The sequence below is a fragment of the Bradyrhizobium sp. NDS-1 genome (assembly GCF_032918005.1).
Taxonomy (GTDB): Bacteria; Pseudomonadota; Alphaproteobacteria; order Rhizobiales; family Xanthobacteraceae; genus Bradyrhizobium; species Bradyrhizobium tunisiense.
Window position 1 is genome coordinate 407,467 of sequence record NZ_CP136628.1, and the last position, 14,371, is coordinate 421,837.

The 14,371-nt window shown below is 64.7% G+C and carries 13 protein-coding genes; 6 read left to right on the forward strand and 7 right to left on the reverse strand.

Annotated features, from left to right (window positions below; genetic code table 11):
• Position 1: 1 nt before the first annotated feature.
• The 3 genes from RX330_RS01950 to RX330_RS01960 all read right to left on the reverse strand — a co-directional run bounded on the left by RX330_RS01950 (position 2) and on the right by RX330_RS01960 (position 2,775).
• Complete coding sequence (locus RX330_RS01950) at positions 2-1,411, reverse strand: class I SAM-dependent methyltransferase (protein WP_317241892.1); 1,410 nt, start codon at positions 1,409-1,411, stop codon at positions 2-4.
• Positions 1,404-1,652, reverse strand: a complete 249-nt coding sequence (locus RX330_RS01955) for a hypothetical protein (protein ID WP_317241893.1) — start codon at positions 1,650-1,652, stop codon at positions 1,404-1,406. The genes RX330_RS01950 and RX330_RS01955 overlap by 8 nt, the downstream gene beginning before the upstream one ends.
• A 157-nt stretch (positions 1,653-1,809) precedes the next feature.
• Complete coding sequence (locus RX330_RS01960; RefSeq protein WP_212082024.1) at positions 1,810-2,775, reverse strand: tyrosine recombinase XerC; 966 nt, start codon at positions 2,773-2,775, stop codon at positions 1,810-1,812.
• Between the two features lie 111 nt (positions 2,776-2,886).
• Between RX330_RS01960 and RX330_RS01965 the strand changes: the two genes are divergently transcribed.
• On the forward strand, positions 2,887-5,097 hold the full coding sequence (locus RX330_RS01965) for a primosomal protein N' (RefSeq protein ID WP_317241894.1): 2,211 nt from the start codon (positions 2,887-2,889) through the stop codon (positions 5,095-5,097).
• Positions 5,098-5,345: 248 nt separating this feature from the next.
• On the opposite strand, the gene RX330_RS01970 is transcribed toward RX330_RS01965, so the two are convergent.
• Positions 5,346-5,849: a septal ring lytic transglycosylase RlpA family protein gene (locus RX330_RS01970; protein WP_317241895.1), complete on the reverse strand. Its 504-nt coding sequence runs from the start codon at positions 5,847-5,849 to the stop codon at positions 5,346-5,348.
• 707 nt (positions 5,850-6,556) lie between these two features.
• On the opposite strand from RX330_RS01970, the gene RX330_RS01975 reads away from it, so the two are divergent.
• The 5 genes from RX330_RS01975 (at position 6,557) to RX330_RS01995 (ending at position 11,686) form a co-directional block, all read left to right on the forward strand.
• Positions 6,557-7,117, forward strand: coding sequence for a F0F1 ATP synthase subunit delta (locus tag RX330_RS01975; RefSeq protein ID WP_212082011.1), 561 nt, complete (start codon positions 6,557-6,559; stop codon positions 7,115-7,117).
• Entirely contained in the window at positions 7,117-8,646 is a 1,530-nt protein-coding gene (atpA, locus tag RX330_RS01980; protein WP_212082009.1) for a F0F1 ATP synthase subunit alpha, read from the forward strand. Before RX330_RS01975 ends, atpA begins: the two co-directional genes overlap by 1 nt.
• 172 nt (positions 8,647-8,818) lie before the next feature.
• On the forward strand, positions 8,819-9,694 hold the full coding sequence (locus RX330_RS01985; RefSeq protein WP_212082007.1) for a F0F1 ATP synthase subunit gamma: 876 nt from the start codon (positions 8,819-8,821) through the stop codon (positions 9,692-9,694).
• A gap of 51 nt (positions 9,695-9,745) precedes the next feature.
• Positions 9,746-11,191, forward strand: a complete 1,446-nt coding sequence (gene atpD, locus RX330_RS01990; protein ID WP_212082005.1) for a F0F1 ATP synthase subunit beta — start codon at positions 9,746-9,748, stop codon at positions 11,189-11,191.
• An 87-nt stretch (positions 11,192-11,278) separates the two neighbouring features.
• Positions 11,279-11,686 (forward strand): F0F1 ATP synthase subunit epsilon, encoded by a 408-nt coding sequence (locus RX330_RS01995; protein ID WP_212082003.1) that lies wholly within the window; start codon positions 11,279-11,281, stop codon positions 11,684-11,686.
• A 259-nt stretch (positions 11,687-11,945) separates the two neighbouring features.
• On the opposite strand, the gene RX330_RS02000 is transcribed toward RX330_RS01995, so the two are convergent.
• The 3 genes from RX330_RS02000 to RX330_RS02010 form a co-directional block, all read right to left on the reverse strand.
• A complete protein-coding gene (locus tag RX330_RS02000; protein ID WP_317241896.1) occupies positions 11,946-12,446 on the reverse strand; it encodes an RNA pyrophosphohydrolase in 501 nt (166 codons plus the stop codon).
• 60 nt (positions 12,447-12,506) lie between these two features.
• Complete coding sequence (locus RX330_RS02005; protein WP_212081999.1) at positions 12,507-13,013, reverse strand: RNA pyrophosphohydrolase; 507 nt, start codon at positions 13,011-13,013, stop codon at positions 12,507-12,509.
• Between the two features lie 73 nt (positions 13,014-13,086).
• A complete protein-coding gene (locus RX330_RS02010) occupies positions 13,087-14,313 on the reverse strand; it encodes a divergent polysaccharide deacetylase family protein (protein WP_317241897.1) in 1,227 nt (408 codons plus the stop codon).
• Between the last annotated feature and the right edge of the window lie 58 nt (positions 14,314-14,371).

Genomic DNA, 14,371 nt, shown 5'->3' on the forward strand with positions numbered 1-14,371 from the left:
TTCAGTCTCGACCGGCATGTCTTGTAAATTCATACAGGGTGCGGCCACCCGGGGTGAGCTCGAGCCGCCGCACGATCGTTGCATGGCGGGTCAACGCGCGCTCGAATTGGTCGCCGTCATAGCCATCGAAAACGTCGCGCCTCAATCGCAGCATGCGCTGGATCATCGGGTCGGACTTCGGAACGAACTCGATCACGCCGCGTGGCGCCAGTCCGACGAGCCAATCCAGCACCGACGGCAGCGGAATGTTCCGGCCGATGGCGAGATGGTGCACGATCGCGAGCGCGATGACGGCGTCAGCGTTGCTGCGCGAATGCAGCCCTGAACGCTCGGTCTCCGCCCAGCCCTGACCGGGGCTTGGATTTGCCGCATCGCTGAACAGCGGGAGAAAGTCCAGATTGTCCGCGGTCGCGCGCGCCACCGCAATGTCGAGCGCGTTGAGATCGGCGTCGAACCCGATCACGGACCGGACCCGGTTTTGCAGAAGCGCTTGCGAATATCGACCGGTGTTGCATCCGATGTCCCACGCGCAGGCCAAGGTAATGTTCTGTGCAAAGCGGCTGACGAACTCTTCCTTCCTGCTTTCCTCGGTGTCGGAATATGAAAGATTGCCGCGCTCATATTGCTGCCATTCGGTCGGTCCGGCGTCTTTCGGCGCGAGATTGGAGATCCAGCGCCGCAAGCGGCGCAACATCATCTGAAGCGCGGCGACGGGGAGCGGCTTTGGCGCGCGCGAGGGCTGATCCGGTGCGCGGCGCGCCCGTCGCTGAAAGCGGTCCGGAAGCGTGATGTTGGTCAGGATGTCCGGGGAGAACCACCGTTTGGGCCATCCGACCAGCGCCGCCATGTCGGCGGTCGGAATGCCCTCCAGCGCGCCGCGGTACCAGGCGTTGTGCGCGACACCGAGCAGGGCGCGCATCAGCAAGGGATTCACGAACTGCTCGACGAATTGCCGGTGGCCGTCCCAATAGTCGCCGTTGCGGTACGGCACGAACGAGGAAATGTCGATGAAGACCGGTCGGATTCCGATGAACTGAATATTGTACGCGGTCGCATCCGACAGCGTCAGGCCGTAGTCGAGCGCGAGCAGATGGACATCGAGATGGAGCAGGGCGGCGCGCTTGAGCAGCTCGAACGGCCATTCATACGGGTAGGAGATGAACGGGAGCCTTGGATGCTCCAGAACTTTCCGTCGACCCGATTCGGCATGAATCAGAGTCTGCGTCGCTTCGTCGGAGCCTGCATCCTCCGCGGCGACGATCCATCCTCTATCGATCAGCGCCTCGTAGGCGCCCGACGATTTCAGCAGCAGGAAGTTGCGATAGGCGTCGTCGTCGACCGCGCGAAAGATTCGGCCTGCATGGGTGAAGACGTAGCCCGAGGGATCGCGGAACGATCCGGGATCACGCATCGCGGTCCGGTATCGATCTGTTGGTGGCGACGTCCGGCGACGATTTCGGGCGCCGGAAGAAGCCCATCACCCGCTTTCCGTAAGCGCGAATGGCGATCAGGCCGCCGGCGATGGCGGCAAGCAGCGCTTGCACGGCGAAGGCGCCGCTCCCCGGATCCAGATAGGCATAGGCACTGGTCGGCATCAGCACGGCGATTCCGGCCAGCGCCGCCACAGTCATTCCCGAAGAAATCTTGTTCATTTTCCACATACCGTAGACGATAGTCGCGGGTTACACGGGCCGCCTATAGGTCTTTTGTACCATCCACCTACGCGCGTAAACCGAAATCCGCTCCATTCCGCCGGCCGTCAACGGTCTGTCTGCCGCTGCGCTGCGCATGGCCGACAGGTTCGCAGCCTCAGCGCCGCGGATGCGCGCTGGCATAGACTTCCAGCAGGCGCTCGGAATCGATGCCGGTATAGATCTGCGTGGTCGAGAGCGAGGAATGGCCGAGCAGTTCCTGGATGGCGCGCAAGTCCCCGCCGCGCGAGAGCAAATGCGTGGCGAAGGAATGCCGGAGCGCGTGCGGCGTGGCGCTGTCGGGCAGGCCGAGCGCACCCCGCAGCCGTTCCATCGCGAGCTGGATGATGCGCGGGCTCAAGGGGCCGCCGCGTGCGCCAACGAAGATCGGACCTTCGGCAGGCAGCGGATAGGGGCACATCGCGACGTATTCCTGTACCAGTTCCAGCACGTTCTGCAGCACCGGGACCATGCGGGTCTTGTTGCCTTTGCCCGTGACAACGAGCACGTCGCCTTCGCCCGGGCGCGGCACCTCGCGGCGCTTCAACCCCAACGCTTCGGAGATGCGCAGGCCCGATCCGTACAAGAGCGCCATCACCGCGGCATCACGCGCCAGAATCCAGGTCTCGCGATCCTCGCCGGCGCGCTCGTCGGCATCGGCAAGACGCTTGGCGGATGCCATCGGCAGCGGCTTTGGCAGGCTCTTGGCGACTTTCGGCGCGCGAATGGCAGAGAGCGCGCCGACCTTGCCCTTGCCTTCGCGCTCGAGAAAGCGGCCGAACGAGCGCAGGCCCGCAAGCGCGCGCATCAGCGAGCGGCCGGCAATGTCGTCGGCGCGGCGCATCGCCATGAAGGCGCGCACGTCGGTTGCTTCCAGCGCGGCGAAGCGCTCCAGCGTGACGCGCTCGCCCCAGTAAGCACAGAGGAAATCCAGGCATTGCCGCAAGTCGCGGCCATAGGCTTCCAGCGTCTTCGGCGACAGCCGCCGCTCGGCGCCGAGATGCGACAGCCAGCGCGTCATCTCCTGCGCGATCGAGGGATCGGCGCTGGCGAGCTCGATCTGTGGGGCGGCCGCTTTGCTCATGCGCTCTGGACGTGGTGATTCCCGACAGTATATCGCATCACACTCGTTTATCGTTCGCTAAGGCCGCCCCAGGGCGCTAGCCTTGAAGCCCCGGGTTCCGATTCTCCGTTCATGGATCATTCCTTGCGCAGCACGACCGCCCCCACCAACGCGACCGGCATGGTCGACGTGCTGGTGCCGGTCGCGCTCGACCAGACCTATTCCTACAAGGTGCCGCGCGGCATGGAGCTGAAGGCCGGCGATCTCGTCGGTGTACCGCTCGGGCCGCGCGAGGTGCTCGCGGTGGTCTGGGGGGAAAACGCCAATCCCGATCCGCGCCTGCACAACCGTCTCAAGGAGGTCAGCGAGAAGCTCGACATTCCGCCGCTCAAGCCCGAGCTGCGGTCGGTGGTCGACTGGGTCGCCAATTACACGCTGAGCCCGCGCGGCATGGTGCTGCGCATGTGCCTGCGGATGGGCGAAAATCTCGGCCCCGAGCGGGTCCGCCCCGGCGTGCGCCTAGTCGGCGATCCGCCGCGACGGCTGACGCCGGCACGGGCGCGCGTGATCGAGGTGTTGTCGGACCGGCTGCTGCACGGCAAGTCGGAGGCCGCCAAGGCGGCAGGTGTGTCGGCCGGCGTGATCGATGGCCTCGTCGATGAAGGCACGCTCACGGTCGAACCGATGCCGCCGCCGGCGCCACCGCCCGTGCCCGATCCGGACTTCGGCCGGCCGGATTTCTCGCCGCTGCAGCGTGCCGGCGTGGATGCAATGCGTGCGCTCGCGGCCAACGGCACCTTTCACGTCGCGCTGCTCGACGGCGTCACCGGCTCGGGCAAGACCGAGGTGTATTTCGAGGCCGTTGCTGAAACGATCCGCCGCGGCAGGCAATCGCTGATCCTGATGCCGGAGATCGCGCTCACCGGCCAGTTCCTCGACCGCTTCGCGCAGCGTTTCGGCGTGCGGCCGATCGAATGGCACTCCGAGCTCACTCCGCGCACCCGCGCGCGCAATTGGGCGGCGATCTCAGGGGGCACCGCGCCGGTCGTGGTCGGCGCGCGCTCGGCGCTGTTCCTGCCCTACGCCGATCTCGGCCTCATCGTCGTCGATGAAGAGCACGACCAGGCCTACAAGCAGGACGAGGGCGTGCATTATCACGCCCGGGACATGGCGGTGGTGCGCGCGCATATCGCCAAGATCCCGGTCGTGCTGGCGTCGGCGACGCCCTCGGTCGAATCCGAGGTCAATGCGCGCAAGAACCGCTATCAGCGCATCGCGCTGCCTTCGCGCTTCGGCGGCCAGCACATGCCGCATATCGAAGCCATCGACATGCGCCGCGAGCCGCCCGCGCGCGGCCGCTTCATCTCGCCGCGGCTCGCCGGGGAGATCAGAGGTGCGATCGAAAGGCGCGAGCAGGCGCTGCTGTTCCTCAATCGCCGCGGCTATGCGCCGCTGACCCTGTGCCGTGCTTGCGGTCATCGCTTCGCCTGCACCATCTGCGATGCCTGGCTGGTCGATCATCGCTTCCGTCAGCGCCTGGTTTGTCATCATTGCGGCTTCTCGATGCCGCGCCCGCATCTCTGCCCGAACTGTTCGGCGGAGGAATCGCTGGTTGCCGTCGGGCCCGGCGTCGAGCGCTTGCAGGAGGAGGCGGCGGCGCTGTTTCCGGAGGCGCGCACCATGGTGCTGTCGAGCGATCTCATTACCTCGATCGAGACGATGCGGAGCGAGCTCGCCGAGATCGCGGAGGGGCGCGTCGACATCATCATCGGAACGCAGCTCGTCGCCAAGGGCCACAACTTCCCGCGGCTCAATCTGGTCGGCGTGGTCGATGCGGATCTCGGTCTCAGCAACGGCGACCCGCGCGCGGCGGAGCGCACCTGGCAATTGCTCAACCAGGTGATCGGCCGCGCCGGACGCGAGCAGGGCCGCGGCGTCGGCTATCTCCAGACCCACCAGCCCGACCATCCCGTGATGAAAGCGCTGATCGCCTGCGACCGGGAGGCCTTCTACGACAGCGAGATCGAGCTGCGCGAGAAGACGCTCTATCCGCCGTTCGGCCGGCTCGCGAGCCTCATCATCTCCGCCGGCGATCGCCCGAGCGCCGAAGGCCTTGGCCGGCGTCTCGTCGCGCTCGCGCCGCGTGACGAGCGCGTCGTGGTGCTCGGGCCGGCGGAGGCGCCGCTCGCCGTGATCAAGGGCCGCTACCGATTCCGCATCCTGGTGAAATCGGCGCGCGGCTTCGATCTGTCGGACTATTTACGCAACTGGCTCGCCGTCTGCCCAAAGCCGACGGGCAATCAGAAGCTCGAAGTCGACGTCGATCCGCAGAGTTTTCTGTAGGAAATGGTTGCGTGCCCCGGACGCAGCGCAGCGTCCCTTGGACGGTGCGCTGCAGAGCCGGGGCCCATGTCGCAGCGGAGTTCGGGGCTCCTGGGTCCCGGCTCTGCGCCGCAACGCTTGCGCGTTGCAGCTCGTCCGGGACACGACAGCACGTAAAAAAGCCCGCGGTCCCCCAAGACCGCGGGCTTGTTTCATGCACGCATCAAACTGATGAAAACTGCGCGCGTGATCTGAGGCGCCATCGCGCCTTAGGAGACGACTTCCGCGGTGACGCGGCCGACGCCGCGACCGGTGAGGCCGATGGCGCGGGCAGCACCCGTGGAGAGATCGAGCACGCGGCCGCGAATGAAGGGGCCGCGGTCATTGATGGTGACGACGACGCTCTGGCCGCCATGGGTGACGCGCAGCTTGGTGCCGAACGGCAGCGAACGGTGCGCCGCGGTCATGGCGTTCTGGTTGAAGCGCTGGCCCGAGGCGGTCTTGCTGCCGGACTCGTTGCCGTAAAAGGACGCGACGCCGGAGAAGCTGCGGCCGGTGCCGGAGGTCGGCGTCATCGACGCATTGGCGTTGCGCCAATCGGCGGTCGCGTTGGTGTCGGTCTGGGCGTGGTGGCGGTGATGATGATGATGCCGGTGATGCCGGGATTTGGCGGAAGCTTCGGTGGCAGTTCCACCGATGAGGAGAGTTGCGGCAACGAAAGCAATCGCCGTACGCGGCCGGGTGACAGAGCCCAGCGTCTTCAAAGACAGCATTTAGTGGTCCCTAAGCTAGTATTGCCACATATGTGGCTAGTGGAGCCCCCATCAGTTTGTGAGCGAATTGGCGTTTCGATTCCTAATGAGGCGTGAATTGGGCAGTAAATCCATTGTGTGTCGTCATGAAATATCTTGTTACCGCCACCGGATATTCATCTGATGTTCCGTAATCTTCGCCTTTAACGATTTGTTAACCTCTCGATTACACACGAATACTGTAAAACGAAGTCATCGCCTTCAGCGTTTAGAATTGGGTAAGTAATCGGCGAGTGAAACGGAGGACGCCAGAATCTCGCCTCAGCGATCCGTGTTCATGGCCGCTATGCGCTGAGGGCAGGAACCAACGAGGAGGCTCGCGGCGAGGCTTCGTGACAATTCCGTGGCGGCAGCTCGCCACCGGTCCTTGCAGGTCGCCACCAGTCCTTGATTGACTAGGGCTTGCCTTATTGATCGGAGGTCCTTGCACCGATCGATGTGTGGCAGCGTGCGACGAACTGGCGACAGAACCTCGTGCCTTTAATTTGGCGTCATGTTGCACCTGCGCGCCTGCTATGTTAGCAAAGCCGCGATTTTAACGAGCCCGGCACGTCCCGTGCTGGTCGAAAATCGAAGTCCCGCTTGAATTCCAAGGGCTTGGATCGCTTGGCGCCGCTTCGTGGCGACGGTTTTTCCCTTGCGAGTTTGACAGCAAAAAGAGCGCGTCTGTGGCTGCAGAAGATACGTCCGTTTCAGGTGTGTCCGGTCGTTATGCAACGGCCTTGTTTGAACTGGCCCGCGACCAGAAAGTGGTCGACGAGGTCAAAGCCGATCTCGAGAAATTCGAGGCCATGCTGAACGAGAGCGCCGATCTGAAGCGCCTCGTCCGCAGCCCGGTTTTCGCGGCCGATGCCCAGTCCAAGGCCCTGTCGGCCGTCCTGGCCAAGGCCGGGATCGCCGGCATCTCCGCCAATTTCCTGAAAGTCCTGACCGCCAATCGCCGCCTGTTCGTGGTGGCCGACGTCATCCGCGGCTACCGCGCCCTGGTCGCCCGGTTCAAGGGCGAGGTGACGGCTGACGTCACCGTGGCGGAAACGCTTTCGGACAAGAATCTCGACGCCCTCAAGGTTGCCCTGAAGTCGGTGACCGGCAAGGACGTCGCGCTCAACGTGAATGTCGATCCCTCGATCATCGGTGGCCTCGTCGTCAAGCTCGGCAGCCGCATGATCGATAGTTCGCTTCGCACCAAACTCAATTCGATCAAGCACGCGATGAAAGAGGCAGGCTGATGGACATCCGCGCCGCGGAAATTTCCGCGATCCTCAAGGACCAGATCAAGAATTTCGGCCAGGAAGCTGAAGTCTCCGAAGTCGGACAGGTGCTGTCCGTCGGCGACGGTATCGCTCGCGTCTATGGTCTGGACAACGTCCAGGCCGGCGAAATGGTCGAGTTCGAGAACGGCACCCGCGGCATGGCGCTGAACCTCGAAACCGACAACGTCGGCGTCGTTATTTTCGGCGCCGACCGTGAGATCAAGGAAGGCCAGACCGTCAAGCGCACCCGCGCCATCGTGGACGCACCGGTCGGCAAGGGCCTGCTCGGCCGCGTCGTCGACGGACTCGGCAACCCGATCGACGGCAAGGGCCCGATCCAGGCCGACAAGCGCATGCGCGTCGACGTCAAGGCGCCCGGCATCATCCCGCGCAAGTCGGTGAACGAGCCGATGGCGACCGGCCTCAAGGCGATCGACGCCCTGATCCCGATCGGCCGCGGCCAGCGCGAACTGATCATCGGCGATCGCCAGACCGGCAAGACCGCGATCGCGCTCGACACCATCCTGAACCAGAAGCCGCTCAACGCGCAGCCCGACGAGAACATCAAGTTGTACTGCGTGTACGTCGCAGTCGGCCAGAAGCGTTCGACCGTCGCCCAGTTCGTGAAGGTGCTGGAAGAGCAGGGCGCACTGGAATACTCGATCGTCGTCGCCGCCACGGCCTCGGATCCGGCGCCCATGCAGTACATCGCGCCGTTCACCGGCTGCACCATGGGCGAGTATTTCCGCGACAACGGCATGCACGCCGTCATCATCTATGACGATCTGTCCAAGCAGGCCGTCGCCTACCGCCAGATGTCGCTGCTGCTGCGCCGCCCGCCGGGCCGCGAAGCCTATCCGGGCGACGTGTTCTATCTGCACTCCCGCCTGCTCGAGCGCGCGGCGAAGCTGAACAAGGACCAGGGCTCGGGCTCGCTGACGGCGCTGCCGGTCATCGAAACCCAGGCCAACGACGTGTCGGCTTACATTCCGACCAACGTCATCTCGATCACCGACGGTCAGATCTTCCTGGAAACCGACCTGTTCTTCCAGGGCATCCGTCCCGCGGTGAACGTCGGTCTGTCGGTGTCGCGCGTCGGATCGTCGGCGCAGACAAAGGCCACCAAGAAGGTCGCCGGCAAGATCAAGGGCGAGCTCGCGCAGTACCGCGAAATGGCGGCGTTCGCGCAGTTCGGCTCCGACCTCGACGCCTCGACCCAGCGCCTGCTGAACCGCGGCTCGCGCCTGACCGAGCTCCTGAAGCAGCCGCAGTTCTCGCCGCTGAAGATGGAAGAGCAGGTCTGCGTGATCTGGGCCGGCACCAACGGCTATCTCGATCCGCTCCCGGTCAGCAAGGTGCGCGCGTTCGAGGACGGTCTGCTCTCGTTGCTGCGCGGCAAGCACGTCGATATCCTCAATTCGATCCGTGACACCCGCGACCTCACCGACGACACCGCTGCCAAGCTGAAGTCGGTTGTCGAAGGTTTTGCGAAGAGCTTCGCGTAAATAGGCCGTCGTGGCCGGGCTAAAGCGCGAAGCGCGTCTTCGCAACTGAAGTCCCGGCCGTCGACGCACCATCGCGTGGAGACGAAGAATTGGATGCCCGGGACGAGCCCGGGCATGACGACAAGACAGGGTCGCGGTCCAGCCACAGGCTGATCGCCGGGGTGAACGAAGAATGGCGTCACTTAAAGACATGCGCGTGCGCATCGCCTCCACCAAGGCGACGCAAAAGATCACCAAGGCCATGCAGATGGTCGCTGCGTCCAGGTTGCGCCGTGCCCAGCAGGCGGCCGAGGCTGCACGTCCCTACGCCGACAAGATGAGCGCGGTGATCTCCAACATTGCCGCCGCTGCCGCCGGTTCGCCCGGCGCGCCGGCACTGCTTGCCGGCACCGGCAAGGACCAGGTCCACCTGCTGCTGGTCTGCACCGGCGAGCGCGGCCTGTCCGGTGCCTTCAATTCCTCGATCGTGCGTCTTGCGCGCGATCGCGCCCAGTCGCTGATGGCGCAGGGCAAGGAGGTCAAATTCTTCTGCGTCGGCCGCAAGGGCTATGAGCAGCTCCGCCGCCTGTTCGACAAGCAGATCGTCGAGCATCTCGACCTGCGCAGCGTTCGTCAGCTCGGCTTCGTCAACGCCGAGGACATCGCCAGGAAGGTGCTGGCCCGTTTCGAGAACGGCGAGTTCGACGTCTGCACGCTGTTCTACGCGCAGTTCAAGTCGGTGATCGCCCAGATCCCGACTGCGCAGCAGATCATTCCGCTGGTCGTGGAAGAGAAGGCGGCGAACGCGCCGTCGACGTCCTACGAATATGAGCCGGAGGAGGACGAACTCCTGTCGGGCCTGTTGCCGCGCAACATCGCGGTGCAGATCTTCCGCGCGCTGCTGGAGAACAACGCCTCGTTCTACGGCGCGCAGATGAGCTCGATGGACAACGCCACCCGCAACGCCGGCGAAATGATCCGCAAGCAAACCCAGATCTACAACCGAACCCGTCAAGCCCAGATCACCAAGGAGCTGATCGAGATCATCTCCGGCGCCGAGGCGGTCTGACGCACGAACCAACGACGGTCGTTCAAGTAAAGAATTTCGAAGGAGAGCTTCATGGCTACAGCAGCTAACCAGGTCGGTCGCGTCACCCAGGTGATGGGCGCCGTCGTCGACGTTCAGTTCGACGGCGGTCACCTCCCGGCCATTCTCAATTCGCTGGAAACCAAGAACGGCAACATCCGCCTCGTGCTGGAGGTTGCGCAGCATCTCGGTGAGTCCACCGTGCGCACGATCGCGATGGACGTGACCGAAGGTCTGGTGCGCGGCCAGGAAGTGACCGACACCGGCCAGCCGATCCGCGTTCCCGTCGGCGAAGGCACGCTCGGCCGCATCATCAACGTCATCGGCGAGCCGATCGACGAAGCCGGCCCGGTCAAGTCCGAAGCGCTGCGCCCGATCCACCAGGACGCGCCGAGCTACACCGACCAGTCGACCGAAGCTGAAATTCTCGTCACCGGCATCAAGGTCGTCGATCTCCTGGCTCCGTATGCGAAGGGCGGCAAGATCGGCCTGTTCGGCGGCGCCGGCGTCGGCAAGACCGTGCTGATTCAGGAGCTGATCAACAACGTCGCGAAGGCGCACGGCGGTTACTCCGTGTTCGCCGGCGTCGGCGAGCGCACCCGCGAGGGCAACGACCTCTATCACGAGTTCATCGAATCCAAGGTCAACGCCGATCCGAAGAATCCGGATCCGAGCGTGAAGTCGAAGTGCGCGCTGGTGTTCGGCCAGATGAACGAGCCGCCGGGCGCCCGCGCCCGCGTCGCGCTCACGGGTCTGACCATCGCGGAAGACTTCCGCGACAAGGGCCAGGACGTGCTGTTCTTCGTCGACAACATCTTCCGCTTCACCCAGGCCGGCTCGGAAGTGTCGGCGCTGCTCGGCCGTATTCCGTCGGCGGTGGGTTATCAGCCGACGCTCGCGACCGACATGGGCGCGCTGCAGGAGCGCATCACCACCACGCAGAAGGGTTCGATCACCTCGGTGCAGGCCATCTACGTTCCGGCCGACGACTTGACCGACCCGGCGCCCGCGACCTCGTTCGCGCATCTTGACGCGACCACCACGCTGTCGCGCTCGATCGCCGAAAAGGGCATCTACCCCGCGGTGGATCCGCTCGACTCGACCTCGCGCATGCTCTCCCCGCTGGTCGTCGGCGAGGAGCACTATGCGGTTGCCCGTCAGGTCCAGCAGGTGCTGCAGCGCTACAAGGCGCTCCAGGACATCATCGCCATTCTCGGCATGGACGAGCTTTCGGAAGAGGACAAGCTGACGGTGGCCCGCGCCCGCAAGGTCGAGCGCTTCATGTCGCAGCCGTTCCACGTCGCCGAAATCTTCACGGGATCGCCGGGCAAGTTCGTCGAGCTCGCCGACACCATCAAGGGCTTCAAGGGCCTGGTCGAAGGCAAGTACGACCACCTGCCGGAAGCCGCCTTCTACATGGTCGGCACCATCGAAGAAGCCGTCGAGAAGGGCAAGAAGCTGGCGGCGGAAGCCGCCTAAGCGGGCGAATAGCGAATAGGGAGTGGCGAATAGCTGCTCCCTGTTTCAACCGCTCGCCATTCGCCACTCACCATTCGCAGGTTTCTTATGGCCACCTTCCATTTCGATCTCGTCTCTCCGGAAAAGCTCGCCTTCTCGGGCGAGGTCGATCAGGTCGACATCCCCGGCGTCGAGGGTGATTTCGGCGTGCTGGCCGGACATGCGCCGGTCGTGGCCGCGATCCGGCCCGGCATTCTCACCATCACCACCGGCGGCCGTCACGAGAAGATCATCGTGCTCGGCGGTCTCGCCGAAGTCTCCGAAAAGGGCCTGACCGTGCTCGCCGACGTCGCGACGTCGCTGGCCGAGCTCGACCGCATCCAGTTCGCCGCGACCGTCGCGGAGATGGAAGAGGGCTTGAAGGAGCACGAAGGCAGCGAGCTCGATCAGGCGATCGAGCGGCTCGACCACTTCAAGAGCATCCAGCAGCAGCTCACCTCGACGGCTATGCACTAAGCCCCGGGGCACCGCTCCGGGGCTTTGGGCCTATCAATTGCCGAACAAGTTCAGCGCTCGTCACCGACCGTGACGGGCGCTGAAACTTTGTTGCACCACGCATGGGATAGCGGCAGGCTCCCTTGCGGATTTTGTTCCCGGGGCGCGCCCAGCAAGGGGAGGGAATGCGAAATGGTGCGTCCCTCGAGCGCAAATCTCCGACGAAAATCCTCAAATGATTTCAGCCCCATTCTACTGTGCATGGGGTTGTTTTCGCAGGTCAGTTTCCGAAGTCCGCAAACTCTCGCGCCACGGCCTGATAGACCTCACGCCGGAACGGCACCACGATGTCCGCTATGCGGTCGAGACGTTCCCAGCGCCAGGCGTCGAACTCCGCGGGCTGGTCGTTGCGCGGCGTCAGCGGGTCGATCTCGTCATCCTTGCCGGTGAAGCGCAGCGCGAACCATTTCTGGCGCTGCCCGCGAAACTTCGCCAGCCGGTGCGTCTGCGGGCCGTCGTAAGGCGGGAATTCGTAGGTCAGCCAGTCGGTCTCGCCGAGATAGTCGGCGCTGACGACGCTGGTCTCTTCCCACAGCTCGCGCATCGCGGCGTCGCGCAGATTCTCGCCCTCGTCGACGCCGCCCTGCGGCATCTGCCAGTCGAGCCCCGGAAGGATGATCTCGGGGCCGTCGCCCTTGAAGCGGTGGCCGACCAGCACTCGGCCATCGGCATTGAAGAGGGCAATCCCCACGTTGGGGCGGTAGGGTTTTTCGTTCGTCACGCGAGTATCCTCATCGTCATTCCGGAGATGCTTAGCATCGAACCCGGAGCGACGATTGATTCATTGGTCCGCCAGCGCGGAAAACTCCTCGACCACGCGCTCATAGACCGGGCGCTTGAAGGGAATGATCAGCCCGGTCAGATTCTGCATCGGCTCCCAGCGCCAGCTTATGAACTCGGCCTTGTGGCCGCCGCCGCCGGGCCTTTCGACGTTGATCTCGCTGTCCTTGCCGGTGAAGCGCACCGCGTACCATTTCTGGCGCTGGCCGCGGTAGCGGCCCTTCCAGGCGCGCCCGGCGACGGTGCGCGGAATGTCGTAAGTGAGCCAGTCCGGGACCTCGCCGAGCCGCTCGACCGAGCGCACGCTGGTCTCCTCATAGAGCTCGCGCTTGGCGGCCTCCCAGGTGTCTTCGCCGGGATCGACGCCGCCTTGCGGCATCTGCCAGACATGGGTGTCGTCGACATGTTCGATGCCGCCGGCGCGGCGGCCGATGAACACCAGGCCTTTCGGGTTGATCAGCATCACGCCGACGCAGGTCCGGTAGGGCAGATCCTCGTAACGCGCCATTCCGCCAGACCTCTCGCATGCTGTCGGTAGCCAATGGCCCCGCGAGGACCCGTGCCCTACCAATCCGTTGATTTTAGCTGGATTTTGATTTCAGCATCGCGGTTGTCAATGGCACCAAAAGAATACCCCGGTCGGCCAACGTCTTGGTCCAGGCGGCGATGCGCTCGATCGAGACGGGCAGGGCGGAGGCCGTCCCGACCGCCGCGCCGCGTTCGCGTGCCGCGGATTCGAGCTTGTTCAGGGCGCGGTCGATCTCGGTGGGGGTCGGCACCACGTCGATCGCGATGTCGCCCTTGCCGAACGGCATGGCCTGGTTCGCCGCGGCCTGGGGCGCGATGCTGCGGGGCGAGGAACCGTCGTCGAAGAAGCCGAGGCCGCGCTTGGCCGCCTCGCGGATGATCGGCTGCATCGCCGGCTCCGTCGCGATGAAGCGGGCGCCCATGAAATTGGCGATGCCGGCATAGCCCTGCATCCGGCTCAAATGCCAGTACAGGCGGTCCATGTTCTGGTCGGCGCTGAGCGAGGTCAGCAGCGTCTGCGGTCCCGGATCGTTGTCGGGGAAGTCGTAGGGCTCCATCGGGATCTGCAGGAAGATCTCGTGGCGCTGCGCGCGGGCCCGCTCGGCGAGCTTGCCGGGATCGGCGCCGTAGGGCGTGAAGGCCAGCGTCACCGCCGGCGGCAGCTTCATGATAGCGTCCGTGGTCTTGGCGGCGCCGACGCCGAGGCCGCCGATCACGATGGCGACCACCGGCATCTTCGCGGCTTTGGCGCGGTCGGCGTCTGCCGCGTAGACGTTGAACGGCTTCAAGTCGCCGGCGACCACCGGGATCATGCCGTAGCGTGACTTCTCCAGCAGTTTTGGATTGATCCCGGCCATGACGGGCGGCGGCGCCGACGCCGCGGCATCGCCCTTGTCGGCGGCTTCGCCACCGATGACCACGTCGTGGCGGGCGCCGGTGGAGCCGTCGATCATGGTGATGGTCTTCTGCTCGCCGGCAGGGGCCTGCTTCGTCGCTTCGCTGGTCTCGTGCTTGCCCTCTGGCTTGGTGTCCGACCCGTGGCCTGCGGCGGCGGGTTTCTCGTCCGCTGCCTTGTCCGTCTGCTTGATGGCGATCCGCGTCATCGGCTCGCCGCCAAGTGGATCCTTGTTGAAGATCGCGAAGCCGGCAAAGGTAACCAGGAACAGGCCGAACAGGACGGCGAGCAGCTGCATGGCCGTGAACGGCAGCCGTAGCCGGCGTTTCCGGCGCGGCTTGTCCTGTCCGAGCGGGGCGCTCAGATCATCGGCCGTTTCAGTCATGCGCGATCCCGAATCACTCGCGATGACGATACCACGCCGAGGTCAAGCGACGGCAGGC